Source organism: Nocardia sp. NRRL WC-3656, assembly GCF_000720265.1.
Taxonomy (GTDB): Bacteria; Actinomycetota; Actinomycetes; order Mycobacteriales; family Mycobacteriaceae; genus Nocardia; species Nocardia nova.
The window spans coordinates 243,437-258,958 of the sequence record NZ_JOJF01000002.1 but is presented as its reverse complement, the minus strand read 5'-3'; the positions used below and the strand labels follow the sequence as shown (position 1 = coordinate 258,958).

Annotated in this window: 15 protein-coding genes; 2 read left to right on the top strand and 13 right to left on the bottom strand. The window is 69.2% G+C overall.

What is annotated here, in order from left to right; translation table 11 throughout:
- Positions 1-90 precede the first annotated feature (90 nt).
- Positions 91-1,908 carry a type VII secretion AAA-ATPase EccA gene (eccA, locus tag IG65_RS0103935; RefSeq protein ID WP_030513432.1) on the top strand — a complete coding sequence of 606 codons (1,818 nt, stop codon included), beginning with the start codon at positions 91-93 and terminating at the stop codon, positions 1,906-1,908.
- 49 nt (positions 1,909-1,957) lie between these two features.
- Here the strand turns inward: eccA and eccB are convergent, their stop codons facing one another.
- The gene (eccB, locus tag IG65_RS0103930) at positions 1,958-3,466 is read right to left on the bottom strand and encodes a type VII secretion protein EccB (RefSeq protein WP_036523096.1); all 1,509 of its coding nucleotides are present in this window, start codon (positions 3,464-3,466) and stop codon (positions 1,958-1,960) included.
- Between the two features lie 204 nt (positions 3,467-3,670).
- On the opposite strand from eccB, the gene eccE reads away from it, so the two are divergent.
- Entirely contained in the window at positions 3,671-5,347 is a 1,677-nt protein-coding gene (eccE, locus tag IG65_RS0103925; protein ID WP_036523289.1) for a type VII secretion protein EccE, read from the top strand.
- 124 nt (positions 5,348-5,471) lie between these two features.
- On the opposite strand, the gene IG65_RS0103920 is transcribed toward eccE, so the two are convergent.
- The 12 genes from IG65_RS0103920 to IG65_RS0103865 all read right to left on the bottom strand — a co-directional run bounded on the left by IG65_RS0103920 (position 5,472) and on the right by IG65_RS0103865 (position 15,480).
- Positions 5,472-5,783, bottom strand: a complete 312-nt coding sequence (locus IG65_RS0103920) for a WXG100 family type VII secretion target (protein WP_030513429.1) — start codon at positions 5,781-5,783, stop codon at positions 5,472-5,474.
- Positions 5,784-5,832: 49 nt separating this feature from the next.
- Positions 5,833-6,168: a WXG100 family type VII secretion target gene (locus tag IG65_RS0103915; RefSeq protein WP_030513428.1), complete on the bottom strand. Its 336-nt coding sequence runs from the start codon at positions 6,166-6,168 to the stop codon at positions 5,833-5,835.
- A 78-nt stretch (positions 6,169-6,246) separates the two neighbouring features.
- The gene (locus tag IG65_RS0103910) at positions 6,247-7,035 is read right to left on the bottom strand and encodes an ESX secretion-associated protein EspG (protein ID WP_030513427.1); all 789 of its coding nucleotides are present in this window, start codon (positions 7,033-7,035) and stop codon (positions 6,247-6,249) included.
- A gap of 8 nt (positions 7,036-7,043) precedes the next feature.
- A complete protein-coding gene (locus IG65_RS0103905; RefSeq protein WP_030513426.1) occupies positions 7,044-8,012 on the bottom strand; it encodes a PPE domain-containing protein in 969 nt (322 codons plus the stop codon).
- A gap of 15 nt (positions 8,013-8,027) precedes the next feature.
- On the bottom strand, positions 8,028-8,324 hold the full coding sequence (locus IG65_RS0103900; RefSeq protein ID WP_030513425.1) for a PE family protein: 297 nt from the start codon (positions 8,322-8,324) through the stop codon (positions 8,028-8,030).
- A 9-nt stretch (positions 8,325-8,333) separates the two neighbouring features.
- On the bottom strand, positions 8,334-9,725 hold the full coding sequence (locus tag IG65_RS0103895; protein ID WP_156055473.1) for a hypothetical protein: 1,392 nt from the start codon (positions 9,723-9,725) through the stop codon (positions 8,334-8,336).
- Positions 9,722-10,036, bottom strand: coding sequence for a type VII secretion target (locus IG65_RS0103890; protein ID WP_030513423.1), 315 nt, complete (start codon positions 10,034-10,036; stop codon positions 9,722-9,724). The genes IG65_RS0103895 and IG65_RS0103890 overlap by 4 nt, the downstream gene beginning before the upstream one ends.
- Before the next feature lie 124 nt (positions 10,037-10,160).
- Entirely contained in the window at positions 10,161-10,502 is a 342-nt protein-coding gene (locus tag IG65_RS0103885; RefSeq protein WP_227462745.1) for a YbaB/EbfC family nucleoid-associated protein, read from the bottom strand.
- Between the two features lie 38 nt (positions 10,503-10,540).
- A complete protein-coding gene (locus IG65_RS0103880) occupies positions 10,541-10,861 on the bottom strand; it encodes a hypothetical protein (RefSeq protein WP_030513421.1) in 321 nt (106 codons plus the stop codon).
- Between the two features lie 47 nt (positions 10,862-10,908).
- Positions 10,909-11,721, bottom strand: a complete 813-nt coding sequence (locus IG65_RS35690) for an ESX secretion-associated protein EspG (RefSeq protein ID WP_030513420.1) — start codon at positions 11,719-11,721, stop codon at positions 10,909-10,911.
- Positions 11,718-13,667: a hypothetical protein gene (locus IG65_RS37570; protein WP_030513419.1), complete on the bottom strand. Its 1,950-nt coding sequence runs from the start codon at positions 13,665-13,667 to the stop codon at positions 11,718-11,720. Before IG65_RS37570 ends, IG65_RS35690 begins: the two co-directional genes overlap by 4 nt.
- Before the next feature lie 196 nt (positions 13,668-13,863).
- Positions 13,864-15,480 carry a hypothetical protein gene (locus IG65_RS0103865; RefSeq protein ID WP_369801457.1) on the bottom strand — a complete coding sequence of 539 codons (1,617 nt, stop codon included), beginning with the start codon at positions 15,478-15,480 and terminating at the stop codon, positions 13,864-13,866.
- Between the last annotated feature and the right edge of the window lie 42 nt (positions 15,481-15,522).

Sequence of the window (15,522 nt, the reverse complement as noted above, 5' to 3'; positions counted from 1 at the left end):
GACGTTCCAAACTTAACCGAGATCGGCTGTCACGGCAGCCGGTATGCTGAGCGAGAATTAGCACATTCACGCGTTTAGGGGACTGTCCGTATGACCGGCAACCGCCAAGCACAACGCGCCTTCGATGCCGGCGTATTGTCATTGGGCATCGCTATCGACGGCCAGGAATCCACGCCCGATCTCGAATATGCGAAGCTCGCATTCCAGCGCGCCACCGAATGGGATCCGGGCATGTGCGACGCCTGGCTGGGCCGGGCCGCGGCCGGGGAGATCACCCCCGAGGTGGTGTTCAACCTCTACAAGACCAGCGGCTCCACCCTCTACCGCGAGCAGCGCCGGCTCGGCCTGGCGCCGCGGCAACTGGCGGGCCGGTTCGTGGTGGGCCAGTACATCGACTATCCGCTGGCCGGATACACCGAGATCTGGCTGGCGCAGGCGACCCAGCTGATCTCCGCCGGCGATTACGACGAGGCCGAGCAGGTGCTCGACGAGCTGGCCCGGCATCGCGCGGGTCTGCTGTCGCAGCCGGATCAGGATCTCGACGACCGGATCTGCCAGTACGTTCGCGGCCTGCTGCACTACACGACGCAGCGCTGGCCGGATGTGATGACCGTGCTGGCCGGTTCGGCGGACTGGCAGGACTCCTACCTGGCCGCGGGCGCGCACGTGATGGTCGGCACGGCCTGTGCGCAACTCGGCCTGTTCGGCGAGGCGATCCGCCGGATGGAGGCCGCCGAGAGCGGTCCGATTCCGGCAGCGGCCACCACCGCCCGATTCTGCCGCGGACTGTGCCTGCGCGAGATGGGCCGCGAGGACGAGGCACAGGCCCTGTTCGAGAAGGTGTTCTCCGAGGCGCCGGACTTCGCCGCGAACACCCAGGCCATGCGCGACCGCAAGTACCGCCTCACGGTGACCTCGAAAGAACTGATCGACGCGCGCACCGACCGCTGGGATCCGGCCTCGGCGCCCACCGCCGAGCAGGTCGAGACCGAGGAGCGCGGCGATCGGGCCAAGCGCCTGCTCGAGGTCGCCCGCGCGGAGCTGGACGAGCAGATCGGCCTGGCCGCGGTGAAAACTCAGGTGGCGAAACTCCAGGCCACCGCGCAATTGGCGAAGATTCGAGCCGAGAAAGGTATGTCCAGCGCGCCACGCGGACAACACCTTGCGTTCACCGGCCCGCCAGGAACCGGTAAGACGACGATTGCCCGAGTGGTGGCAAAAATTTACTGTGGGTTGGGTTTGTTGAAAACCGATCGACTGGTAGAGGTAAAGCGTTCGGATTTCGTCGGTGAACATTTGGGAAGCACCGCGATAAAAACAAATAAATTGATCGATTCCGCGATGGACGGAGTGCTGTTCGTCGACGAGGCGTACACACTCATTCAGACCGGCCTGTCCGGCGGTGACGCGTTCGGCCGCGAGGCGGTGGACACCCTGCTGGCCCGGATGGAGAACGACCGCGATCGGCTGATCGTCATCATCGCCGGCTACGACGGCGAGATCGACCGGTTCCTGGCCTCCAACGACGGTCTGGCGTCCCGCTTCGCCAAGCGTGTGAAGTTCGAGTCCTACACTCCCGAGGAACTCGGCCGGATCGGTCAGTTCATTGCGAGCAAACGGGATTCGGAGGTCGCCGAAGATGCGCTGGAACTGCTCCAGGCCGCGTGCCGGGAGCTCTACGAGCGCCAGGTGGTGGACCAGAGCGGTGAGCAGCGGCGGGCGGTGGACCTCGCCGGTAACGGCCGGTTCATTCGCAATGTGATCGAAGCCGCCGAGGAGGAGCGCGAATTCCGGCTGGCCACAGACGAATCCATCGACCTGTCGGCGGTGGACGAGACGGTGCTCATGCGGATCGAGGGCGCCGATATGGCCAAGGCGCTGGAGGGTGTGCTCGGCGGATTGCGCTGAGCCGCAACATGATCGGCGGACCGGTCGCCGTGTCGGCGGCCGGTGGCGATCAGTTGTTCTTGCCCGGCGGTGGGATCGGCCGGGCGCAGGCTACCGCGCTCGCGCCCGCGTCCGGGCACTGCGGCAGGCTGTCGTGACTCATCAGAGCGTCCTGCCGGGTCAGCGCCGGGCCCGCCGACAAGGCCTCCACGATCGGCTTCGGCGCCGGCTTCGGAGTCTTCGGCATTCCGAGGACCTTGGCGGTGTCGGCATCCGGGATGCCGTACCGAATCCCGTTGTCGCCCACATAGAACAGCGGGCCGTTGCTCACCGCGCCCGGCTCCGCCCCGACCGACCGCACGAACTCCCCCGTGCCCGGGCGCAGATAGACGCCGTCGATCCGATCGCCGGCGCCGTCCGCGGTCGCCGGGACGACCGGCTCCGCATCCGCGGGCAGGGGCAGCGCGCGGCCGGCGAGCAGGGTGACCGTGGCGCGCGCGTCGTCGGCGGCACGGGTCCACGACAGACAGGCCACCGGATCGGCGTCGGGCGCGAGCACGGACGGAACCTGGTGCGGGAAATCGTCGATCGGCAGCCGGTGCAGAACCGGGATGCCGACGATGCGGTCCGGCGGGACGGTCGAGATCTCGTTCATCCCTTGCGAATTCGCGTCGCGGATCAGGCCCGCGGCGAACGGCGTGACCCGTTGCACGCCGTCGGCGAGGACCACGTACAACTCGTCGGCGTCCACGCCGTGTACTCGGATCACACCGCCGACCGGCACATCCGACAGCTTGCCCGGACCCGGCGTCCCGTGCCGGTCGATGTCCGGAACCGCCAGCGGCGGAACGGGTTCGGTGGCGTCGAGCAGCGCACCGCCGATCGGCCGTGGACGCTGATCCCGCAAACCGAGGGAGCGGACCAGAACGGAATCGCCGGGATCTATCTCGGCCCGCTTACCGTCGTAGACGAGGAAGGTCTTACCGCCGTGGGTGGCCAGCAGCGCCTGGTCCGCGCGCACCGGCACCGCGCGGGCGCCACCGGCCGGATTGTCCAGCGGCCCGGCGATCACCGTGGTGAGCGGGCCCGTCGCGGCCGCACCACCCGTCGCGGAGGGCAGCAGGTTGTCACACATCGTCCAGGTGGACCGCCGGGGATCGCCCGATCCGGGCAGGGCGCCGGGCGCGCCGGGAATGCCCAGTAGCGGACCGCGCGGCTGGGTCAGTTTGCTGTCCTTGACCGAGGCCGGCGAGGCGTCGGCCCCGGAGATGAGACGCGCCGAGGCGAGGTTGAGCACCGGATGCAAGGTTCCGTCCACGAGGACGTAGAGCGCACCGGAATCCTTGCCCATCACGATCTTCGAGTCACCCACGGAGCCCTGCGGGTGCAGGAAGGCCAGGATCGCCGCACCCGCCACGCCCAAAAGTCCCAGTACGGCGCCGATGACGAGCGAACGGAACTGGGTCCGCATGGGGTCGTGCAGCATCCGGACGTCGCGCCGCACGAGCGCGTGCTCGTAACGCTTGAGCAGGAACCGGTAACCGTTGACTTGGGCACGGGTCGTCAACTGCGCCGGCACAACCGCCTCCCGATACCCACTAGCTGATTCCGATGACCCGATTCGAGGGCGCGAACCGATTCCGGCCGCGCTTCGACAGACTAGCGAAGCCGAACGAGTTCGGTCCATTATGTGCGCATGAACTCCACCGCGCGCGGAGAAAAAGTCACACCGCCTCAGGACGATTCATCCGACGCTTCCGAATCGCGCTCGAACGCACCGCAATTGCGTTCGACGGAATTCTGGCTCTTCCACCTGCTGCCCCTGCGCCTGGTGCTTCCGGTGCTGGTCACGGCGGCTGTGAGCGCCTTCGTGGCACGGGTTTTCACACCGCTGTGGTGGGTTCCGGTCGTTGTCGCCGCGGTGGTGGTGATCGTCGCGCTGGCGCCGATTCGAGGCACTTCTCTCGCGCAATCCGTGGCGCGCGGAATTACCTTTCGTTGGCAATTGTTTCGTAATCGTTCCACCGCCGTTCAACATTCGCCATTCAATGTTCCACTGGCCGAAGGCGGAAGTTACGGAATGCGCTGGGACGGTGACCGGCTCATCACCATGTTGCGGATCGACGCGCAGCCGCGAACGGTCACCCGGCTCAGCCCGAGCGGTCTGCTCGGCGACGATATGCTGCCGCTCGCCGAGATCGCACGCTGTCTCGATCAGTTCGACATCCGGCTGGCCGGCATCGATGTGATCAGCACCGGATCACGCAGTGCCGGCACCGGTGCGGTGGCGCGCGCCTACGAGAGCATCCTCGGGCCGCTGCCGGCCGTGGCGCATCGGACGGTCTGGGTGGTCCTGCGGCTGGATCCGCTGGCCAACGCCGCCGCCGTGGATCGGCGCGGCGGCGGGGCGGAGGGGACCTTGCGCTCGGCGGTCGTGGCCACGCGGCGGGTGGCCAATCGGCTCGCCGCGCGCGGTCTGTCGGCGGTCGCGCTCTCGGCGACCGAGATGAATCAGGCGGTCGCCCAGCTGACCCTCGGCGCGACGCCGGAGGAATTCGAGGAGACGACGGACAGTCTGATCCACAACGGTTTTCACCACACCACCTACCGGATGACCCCCGAGGCCCTGGGCTCTCGCGGCATCGCGGAGGTGTGGTCGACGCCGACGGTGACCTCCACGATCACCGTGCGGCTGCAGCGGGTGCCGGATGCCGGGCCCAATACGTCCGCGACCACCGACACCTCGATCGCCGTGACGGCGACCGCACGCTTCGCGACCCGCGACGCGCCGTGCCGGGTGCGCTCCGCCGGACTGATTCCGCTGCCCGGAAAGCAGCGGCGCGCAATGCTTTTCAGCCTGCCGCTGGGCACCGGAGTGCCGGCGCTGCCGCTGGACAGCTACCTCGGACCACCGGACGCCCTGGATCGGGTGCCGATGCCGATCGCCGGCTGCGGACAGCTCATCGGCGCCGACAACTCGGGCCAGGGCGTGGCGCTGCCGCTGGTGAGCCGGCACGTACGTCGGGTCGAGGTCATCGGCTCCCCGCTGGTCGCCAAACAGGTCATCCTGCGCGCGATCGCGTTGGGCGCCAGTGTGGTGGTGCACACCAATCGGCACGACGAATGGCGGCCGATGGTCGGTTACGTCGATATGCCGCAGGCGCTCACGCTCGCCACCTGGTCTGCCGGTTCCCAGCAGGCCAGTTCGTATCGGTTCGCGACCATGGTGGTCTTCGACGGCGTCGCGCCGAGCGGGCACCACTCCGACGCGACGGTGATGCTGCTGCGCCGGCCCGGGCAGGCAGCGGACGGATTCGAACCCGACGTCACCCTGATCGAGGATCCCGAGACGGCCAACCTGGTCACGGTGCGCACCGAGGCCGGGGAGACCCGGGTGTACATGGTGGCGACACCGGAGGAACTGCGCTACGTCGGCGCACACCCCGCCGTTCCGGCCTGACGCCGGCCGAGCCCGCCTCCGGCATGTGAAGCGGCTGCCCGCCGAACCCGGGCGACGACAGCGAAAGGCCCGCCCGATCTGGGACATCGGACGGGCCCTCCGTGGTGAAAACTGCTTACGGGACTCAGCCGCCGAAGCCGTTGGCGACAACCTTGTCGGCGGCGGTCGCGTTGTTCATCGCCGCGGCGACGGCCTTGGACAGCGCCGACACCTTGCCCATGGCGGTGCTGGGGTCGCTGTCGCCGTTGATGTCGCCGAACTGCTGGTCCCACTTCTGCTTCGACTGCTGGAACGCCTCGAGACCGGCGTTGCCCTCCCATGCCTGGGCCAGCTTGGCCGCGCAGTCCTGCAGGTTGCTCGCCTCGGACTGCAGATCCTTGTGGAAGCCGTTCAGCAGGTCGGAGAGCTCCTGGAGAACTGTTCTTTCGTAAAGCATGTCGCTACCTTTCGTACGTGTGCGGTGGAACGGTTGTGCTGGATTCGCCTCAGACGCCGAGGTTGGTCAGACCGCCGGTCTGCGAGATGAGCTGACGGAACTCGTTCTCGTTCTCGCTCTCCAGGCCGGTGTAGGTCTTGTTACCGTGGCCGACCTCCTCGGTCATCTCGTTGAGGATCTGGTTCAGCTTGGCCGCTTCCTCGTCCCAGTCCTGGGCGGCCTTGTTGCACGCCGAGAACGCGTCGCCCTGCCAGCCGCGCTTGGCGGAGTCGACCGCCTCGGTCACGCGGGCGATGGTGGCGCGGATGCGATCGACCGAGTTGGCCATATCGGTCTGCGCCTGCGAAGTACTCGCTGCATCGTTACTGATTTGCTGTCCGGCCATCGTCAGGCCCCTCTCTGTGTTTTCCGGTAATGCGGGTGGTCGGTACTACAGGTGGTCACTGGCACGGGATTTCGCGAGCTAGGGCATCCACCTTCCCCCGGGCAAGGTGCCGATCAGCGCCGTAATCGCCTGTGCGACGCGGTGATCGGATCCCGGCGTGAAGGTGGTCCACATCCGCTGGTCGGATGCGGTGCCCGGGCTGGCCGCGATCCGGCCCCGGGCGGTGTCGTACACCGTCGCGGCGCCGGAGGATCGGGTGGTGATGCCGTCGGCGTGGAGGTAGGCGACGATCTCGGCGTGCGCGTGGCACTGCGAGAGCGCCATGCCGAATTCGATCGCCGCGCGTTCCGCGACGTCCAGTCCGTACAGCGCCTCGGCGAATTCCGTTGCCGCCGTGGCGTTGTCCAGCCGCTGCGCCAGCTCGTCGGTGGCGGCGCTGAAGCTCGCGATATCCGCGGGTTCGGCGGGACCTAGGACCTCCAGCACGGGACGGGCCAGTGCCGCACCGTCGTCGTCCGCCCAGATGGTGCGGACGTCGATCTGGTCGCCGGTGCGGACGGCGACCGCGTGCCCGGCGCCGCGCCGCGCCACCGACACTCGATGCACCCCGGCCGCAGTGACGATCCGCGCCGCGAGTTCGGACTCGGGCCGGGCCAGAATCGACAGGGCCGCACCGAGTTCCGGCTCGACGTCGTCGTAGCGGTCCACGAGCCCGGCGCCGCGCAACCCGCGCAGTGCCTCGGCTCGCGCCGCGGTGAAGGCGTCGATCGAGTCCTGTCGTGGTCCGACCTCCAGCACCAGCGGCAACGTCTGCACGCCGAGCAGTTCGGCGACGGCCAGGACGGCGTCGTTGGTCAGGGTCGCCATAACACTCCTTACGCGGGACTCGCGGTTCCGGACGCGGGCGGCGTCTCGACGCCACCGAGAACCGCTGGGGCGGCGGCCAATCCGGCGTCGATCTCGAATTCGCCGGCGGCGGGTGCGTCCGCCGCCCCCGCCCGGGCGACGCGTTCCTCCTCGGACTGCACGGCGGCGGGGCCGGCCGCGGCGGGAACCGCTTGGCCGGTGGCCGTCCCGGTCTGCGCGGGCGAGGCCTGCAGCGCGGTGAATTCGGTGGGCCGGGTCACCTGGGCGACGGTCTGGACACGGGTGCCGGTGAGGGTGCGCGGCATATCGAAGGCGGCCAGGTTCGGCATGGCGGGCATCCCGGGAATGGCGGGCATCGCGGGTGCCGATTCGGCGGCCACCGCGGCGGCCGCCTGCTCCCCCGCCAGGGCGTCGCCAGTGGCCAGCACCGGCGGCTCGATCTGCTGCCACGGCATCGCGAGCGGTTCGGTGGCGGCCTCGTAGGTGCGCATCACCCGGGCCGCGCCTGCCTTGGCCACGTCCTGATCGGCGCTGATATCGGCGGCGGCGCCGACCAGCGGCGCGCCCATCGCGGCCCCGATGGCCTGCACCGTGTGCATCGCCTGTTCCAGCGCCGCGATCTCCGCGATATGCGGCATCGCCAGCCGGGCCACCTCGTATGCCGCGGCCTGTTCGGCGGCGTGGGCGGCGTTGCGGCCGGCGGCCGTCGCGGCGTCGAGCAGCCAATCCCGCATCCGCGCGATGCGTTCCAGCACTTCGTCACTGCGGTCGGACTGCCAGTGGCCGCGGATCTCGGCGACGATCCGGTCGTAATCCACCACGGCGGCACCGAAGTTCGCGGCCAGCCGCCCCCAGGCCGAAGCGGCCTCGGCCATCGGCACCGATCCCGGGCCGGTCGTCAGTTCGCGTGCCAGCCGCTCGGTCGGCCTGGCTTCCCAGACCACCCCGGTGAAGCCGTCACCCGGCGGTTCGACCATGTCGTCGCGCCCCGATCAGGCCGTGGCGCCGAGGTCGGCGGCGTTGTCGCTGTCCATCCGGGACAGCCCGCGCGACTGCGCCCGCAGGGTGGCGGCCAGTTTGCGCAGCTCCCGCACGCCGAGGTTGCCCGACGAGTCGAACGACGCGCCGACCTCGGTCAGGGTCGTCGCCGCACGCAGCGACACCTCGTCGATACCGGGAGCGGCGACCGACAGCGCCGGGGTGTCGGCCTGCAGGCCCGCCTCCAGACGGTCGGCGAGTGCGTCGAGATCGGCGGCGGTGCGCGCCGCGACTACGGGATCGAATTCCATCGCGAACTCCTAGAGGGTGAGAGCTTTGTCCGGCGGCTCGGTGTCCGGTGTGGTGGTGACCGCGTCGGCGGCGCCGACCACGGGGAGAGAGACTCCGGCGATATCGCCCACGACGTCGTTACCGTGCGCGGCCGTGACGAGCTGTCCGCGCACCGCGTCGCTCGCGCTGCTGGAATCCGAAGCGGCGCGGGCCATTCCGGCCGCGCCCGCGCCCGGCGTCATCGGCATCATGCCCGGGCTACCCGCCGTGCCGGACGAGGCGATCGCGGATTCGGTGCTCGCGGTGACGGCCGCCTCCGTCATGATCGACGGGGTGCGCGCGGCCTGCAGGGATGAGGACATCTCGGATGGCCCGGCGGCCGGTGCGCCGATGCCCCCGGGTGCGCCGGCCGCGGATCCGGATCCGGCCGCCGCCGGAGTTCCACCCGCCGCCGGAACCGGGGCCGCGATCGGTTTCGCGGCGCGGCCGGTGAGGCCCGTGGCCGCCTGCGCGCCCGCCCCGCCGACGGCCGACAACGACTGCACCATCTGCAGTGCCTGCGAAACGTATTGCGTCGCATTGCCCGCCGCGCTACTCGAGCTCGACGCGTTGGTCGCGAGCGACATACCGGACGGTGTGTTGCTGAGCCGGGACGTGGTGCCGGCCACGGACTTCAGCGAAGCCTGCGGCACCGCGACCCGCTGCGCGGCGACATTCGACACCCCGTGCGGCACATTGGTGATCTTGACCTTCTGGCCGGTGTGCGCCATCTTCGCGCTGTGCGCGGTCAGCTCGACCCGCGTCTTGGTGACCACGGCGAGCGCCTCGGCCAGTGTCTGCGCCGACATCGCCAGTACGAACACCTGCCCCGGCGGGGTCACGATGAACGGCGCGGCCGCCGCCAGCGAGGTCAGGTACTTCGAGGTGATGCCCGTCATCAGCGCGTTTCCGGTGAATACGCTGCCGGCCGCGGCGGTCGTGCCCAGCGACATCTGCGCGCCCTGACCCGCCACCGCGGTACCGTCGGCGGCCGCCTGGGTCGATTTGGCCGCCGCCGACAGCGCGCCCGCGCCCTGCCACAGCGACATCGCCGTCTGCATCGCCGTGGTGCCCAGTTGCACCACGGTCTGCAACACGGCCGAGATCTGGGAGAGCACCTGCGTCGGGTCCGCGCCCGGGCCGCCGCCGAGTTTTCCGGTGCCGAAACTGCTGGCCAGATCCGTGATCGGTTTGGTCAGCGCGTGCAGGTCGAGCACCGGCAGCGGCGGCAACTGCGGCAGCGGTGGTGCCGGCGGCAGCTGCGGCAGGCCCGGCAGCCCCATCTCCCGCAGTACGTCGTTGACCGGCCGGTCCACGATCGACCCCATCGCGCTCTGGCGCAACAGGTCGACGATCGACCGGTCCAGGCCCGGTTCCATCACGCGCGGCCGATTCCGCCGAGCAGGTCGGCGTTGTCCTGGTCGGTCGTCGCGTAGGTGGCGGCACTCTGATGCGCGGTCACCGCGGTACCGGCGTGCACCGTCGCCAGCTCGACCACCGAACTCAGGTGATTCGCCTGCGCCAGCGCGTATGTCGCGAGAAAGTCCTGACCGATCAAACCGAAGACCGGAACGGCCGCGGCGATGGCCACCGCCTGGTTCACCGTGCCCGCGGAGAGTGTTTCGGTGGCCATAGCGGCCGCCGTGTCCCCGTAGCGACGGATCGCCTCCGGTACTGCTACCAACTCGCCCATCTGAAAGCCCCTGCCCGGTAAGCCGATTCGCGCTCGCGTAACCGGCGGATCGAACATCTACCGAGCAATTGCAACAGGCGTCGACGTAGATTGGCACGCGGGCAGCTTAAGAACGCGTTACGCGTCAGTGAATCTCGCGCGTACCGGCGCCGTTCTCCTCGTTGAATGCGGCGATCAGATCACCGCGTTGCGCGAACGCACGGGCGGCGGCGCTGCGCGCGGTGGACACTACCACCTGCTCGAACTCCGCTGGGGTGAGCCGATTCACCAACGGTGAGAAAACGAGATCGAGTAATGCGCCGTTACCGTCGACCTCCACCGTGACGGCGCCGTCCGGTGAGGTTTCGCGGGCCCGCACCCCCGCCATCCGGTCACCCAGATCGCGCATGCGTTCCAGTTGCCGCTCCGTGCGGGCGACCAGCTCGTCCATCACCGAAACACCGGACAGATCAGGCATATTCGCCATCGGCTCCCCCTCCTTCGCGTCGTCTCCGGCGTCGTGGGCTACCACTTCACCGACCTCAGCCAGCTCTGCGGTTCCGTGTCGTACTCCTGCTCGTCGATCAGTTCCTGCCGTTCGACCTGCTCCGCCGTGGGCAGTCCGGTCAAGGCGAGCAGGTCGCTGCTCAGCCCGGCCTCGGCGAGTTGGCGCCGCCGTGCGAGTCCGGCCCGATCGGCCGCGCGTGAACACATCCGGAGCAGTTCGGCGGCCAATTCGGCTGGATCGCGGCGCAATTCGCTCGCCTCGATCGAAATCCGCAGCGGCAGGCCCTGTTCGGTTGTTTCGACCGCGATCGAACCCGATCGCGTTGTCGCGGTGGACATCATGCTCCTCGTTGTCGGTCGGAATCGGGCACCGTGGCGGCGGCCGGTCAGACGCGCTCGTCCTTGATCGCGCGGACGACGGTGATGATCTCGGCGTTGATCGCGGCGATCAGTCCCTGCCGGTCCACTCCGGCGGCGGTGCGCGGCGGGCCCGCCTGGATCACGTAGCGGCCGTCGCCGGACAGGTCGCGCCAGTCCAGATGCCGGACGGTACGACCCCGCGGGCCGAAACGCGATACGCCCTGGGCGATTTCGATGGAGCCGGAACGCTCCGGGACGATATCGAGAAAGCGCTGCCCGGCCGCGTCGTCGGGCTCGTCGTAGCTGTCCCAGAGTTGCGGGGCACCGCCCGCACTGTCGGCCGATACGTAGTGCGCTTCGGTGACGCCTGCCGCCGATTCCGGATCGGGCGGTAACAGAATGTGCCCGGAGCCACCGGCCTCGACCGGTGGCAGGGCATCCGCGACCATATCTGCCAGCCGCAGCGGATCGCACTGCACCATGGTGAATCCACCGGCGTGCAACAGGGTGCGGCCGGGCAGTTGGGTGAGCAGGTAGCCGCGATCCTCTCGCCGGGCGGCCAGCAGCCGGACCGCTCCCTCGCCGCGATGCGGGTCGTGGCCGTCGAATCCTGTGACCAGGACGGCGAGATCGGGCCGGGTGCAGTCGCGCACGGCGTCGAACAGGGTGTGGTCGGGACGGGCCAGCATCCGGTCGCGCAGGCGCGTGCATTCGCGCTGGAAGTCGTCCTCCAGCGGAATGTCGGTGGTGTAGACGAACGGACGCGGTGGCCCCTCGTCACCGAAATGCCGCCACATGACGACGAATTCGAGATCGGTGAAGCTCCAGCTGCGGTTCATTTCTCGACGACCGGCTTCACGACCACGGGCGCATCGCCGAGTGCGTCCTCGAGATGCTCGACCGAGTCCAGATAGGCGGGCCGCTTGTGCTCCTTGCCCTGCTGGTTCTGCGCGCCCGCCCCGGCCGCACCCGGTGAGCCGGGAGTGCCCGCCATCGGCGCGGCGCCGGCCCGGCCGGTCGCGGAGTCGACGGTGGTGGCACTCAACGCCGTGCTGAGCGTGCTCGCCCGCGGGAACAACTTGGAGGCCTGCGCCAGATCGCGATTGAGCGCGGGCAATCCCGGCACCCCGGCACCGCCGCCGGGCACACCGCCACCGCCGCCACCCGCACCGCCCCCGGCGCCCGCCAGTGCGGACAGCGGATCCGAGCCGTCCATGCCCGGAATGCCCAGTCCCGGAATATCGCCCAGCCCGGCCTTGGCCAGCGCGTCCTGCTGCTGTTGCTGCGTCAGGGTCTGGGCGACCTGCTGGAACGCCTGCATCAGCTGCTGCGCACCCTGCTGCGCGGCCGACATCAGTTGCTGGACAGCGGACATCACCTGCTGCTGCTCCTGCTGTTGCTGTGCGGCCGCCTGCTGCTGCTCCTGTTGCTTCTGCAGTTGTTCCTGCTGCTTCTGTTGCTGTTGCTGTTCCTTCTGTTGCTGCTGCTGGGCTTCCTTCTGCTGCTTCTCGTATTCCGCGGCCTGTTTCTGCTGCTGCGCCAAGGCCTCGCGCTGCCGCCGGGCCGCGGCCTCCTGCGCGGCCTTGGCCTGTGCGTCGTTGGGTGAGCCGCCCGGAGTCGTACCGCCCGGCGGGGTCGCGCCGCCGGGCGGGGTCGCGCCCCCCGGAGGATTCTGGCTGCCGGGCGGGTTCTGACTTCCGGGGGGATTCTGGCTGCCCGGCGGGTTCTGACTGCCCGGTGGGTTCTGGCCCGTCGGGTCGTACGGATTGGTGGGAATCTGGCCGAATGCCGCCGCGGCCGCGGGCAGTACCGGAACATGCGACGAAGACTGGTTCATCCCGAAGACATAGGTACGCCGGAAACTCTCGCGCACCGTTTGGATCCACTGCTGCTGCGTCTTCGCGTCGGCATCGTTGTTCGGCGGCATGCTGTACTGGGTCTCGTTCAGCCACCCCGAGGTGTAGACGAGCAGATCGCCGGTGCCCCTGATGGCGGTGGACAGCCCCGGAATGCTCTTGCCGTAGGCCTGCACCGCCGCGACCGCGGTCTCCTTACCCGGTCCGCTCCACTTGTCGACGGTCACCGAGTCGATCTTGTTGAGCAGATCCGAGTAGACCTTGTTCACCTCGGTCGCCATCCACCACCAGGTGCCCGCGTGGTTGGCGAGGTTCTCGGCCACCTTGTTGACCCGGATGTAGTTGCCGACCTGAAACAGGTCGTACCAGCTCATGTAGTCCGGCGCTTCGGGGCTGATGGTCGAGGATTGGAACGACTGCAGTCCCGCCTTGTTGTCCATCGCGTTGACGGGATTCTTCAGATCGTCGTTGGTGGCAGGCACTTTCGGCGGGTCGCCCATCGGGTCCAGGCCGTCGGCGTCCCACATGTAATCCGGTTTGCCGCTGACATTGTCCAGCAGCGCGGAGTTGAAGCCGTCCATCTTCCCGTAGGCCTTGCCGGCCGCGATGAAGGTGTCGATCATCTGGCCGAGGATCGTCTTGTGGTCCTCGAAGACCGTCTTCAGATCGGTGGCTTCGGTACCGAACTTCTTGCCCAGCGCGGTGCCCGACGCGAGATTCGAGACCGGCGAACCGGCGGTGAGGTCGTCGGTGTAGAGCTGCAACGTCTTCAGCGCGGCGATCGTGTTCTCCGCGGCCGCGGCCACCTCCAGGGCCACGTCCGGCTCGAATTTCAGCGCATCCTTGCCGGAGGTGTGGTTCTTCGTATAGTCACTCAACGCCGGCCACGGATTGCCCGTAGCGACGGGCGTAGTCGGATCGGGCGCCATCGATCGTGCTCCTCGAATTCGGTAGCAGCGGAAGCTGCGCGTTCACCCCGTCGGCGATACCGTCCGCAGGTCGTCCCCCGCCCGCGCCGATATGCCGAATAGCAAGTCCCACATCATCTTTCGAACATTCTGCGACCTGCGAGCAACACCGGCGGCAACGGCGGTTGAACGCGGGGTGAAACACCGGCGGCGAGTGTCACCCCGCCCGCAATGCGCCGCGCCGCTCCCGGAACCGCTGTTCGAAACCCTCGACGTACACCGACGGCGCGATCGAGGACGAGGACTGTTCCAGCACACCGTCGTCGGCGACGTAGAACACGGCCCGCCCGATCGCCACCTCGTCGGGTTCGGCGGGCACGTACACCATCCAGCCGACCGAGATCCGGTCCGCGTGCAGTCGATCCAGCGGATATCCGTCGGTATCGATCCCGGCCTCGCCGATGTGACCACGCACCCGCTCGAGCGCCTCGGGCTGCGGCAGCGGCGCCGGGCCCGTCGGCGTCGCACCGGCCAAGGTGAGCTGGTTGAATGCGCCGTCGACGTCGAACCCACCGTCGTCGCCGAAGACGGCGACGAGGGTTTCTCGGGTGACCACATTGGCCTCGGCCGCGGCGACCAGAGTGTCCACCGCGGAGCGCAATTCGTCGTCGGCCTCGCCGTCGATCAGGCCGCGGATCACCTGCGCGACGGTGGCCGAGGTCCAGACACCCGGCAACGCGTCGCTGAGGTGATCGGCCGAGGGCGACTCACCGCGATACCACCGCCCGTCCTCCCACCAGTAGCAGAACGACAGCAGCCCGTCGCCGAAGCGCGGATTGAGCACCGAATTCGACACCCATTCCGGTGCGCCGGCATACAGCCGCGGCAGCGGTGCACCGCCGTTGTAGGCGGCATCGAGCGCCGGCGCCTCCCACACCCCGCCGGAGAGCACGGCACGGCCGCCGGGCAGGAGATACAGCGTGCTGCCGCCGCGCCGGGCGCCCTCGAACCAGCCCAGCGAGGGCAACACGCGCGGGCCCCACTGCGATCCGGCGGCGACGAAAGCCGCCGCCATCACCGCCCACCGGCTCCACAGCGTGGGCAGATCGGGAAAGTCGTCGTCCGACAGCACGGGAACCACACCCTCGGCTCGATCGGCGCGCGCCTGCCGGGCCGCGACGGCCGGCGGGCGAGACTGCCGGTCGCCGTGCCCGATGTAGGCGCCCAGCCAGACCGGCACCCGATCGCGCGGATATGCCTGCAGGTCGGCTAGATACGCCTCCGGCGCCAGCAGTTGATCGTCGGGGAACGGTTCGTCACCGTAGTCGTAGTCGACCTGCAGGTGTCCGGCCCGGTCCAATCGGACGAACAGGCGCCACCAGGGACCGCTGTCGAAGGCCGCGGACAGGTCGCGGTGCTCGCGCACCAACTCCAGGACCGACTCGGGCGGATCGGCACGCAGCACGCGGTCCTGGTCGTCGGTGAAGACGACCTCGCCGCCACCGACCACCACCGTGAGGGCGAAGACGGCCGTCAGCTCGTGCCACCCCTCGGGCGCGACCGCCGCCAGTTCGCGCGCGATCCCGTGTGCCAATTCCCTGGCGCGCGCCTCCGGATCGACTGCCGCCGCGATGGATTCGGGCATTCCGCCGCCGAGAGTGAAGCCTACGTCCGGCTCGTCCTCGGCGGCGGAACCCGCGGTGTCGTGCGACGGAAGATCGGCCCGGTCGTCGAGTGCGGGATCCGGCGCGGCGGCCGCGGGTGCGCTGTCCGGTCGGGCCGGCACCGGTGTGGCGTCCTGCGGGTCCGGGGTGTGGTCATCGGGGCGGGTCACGTCGCGGTGTTCTCCTCGTTCGCGTCCACCGTCCGGCGCGGC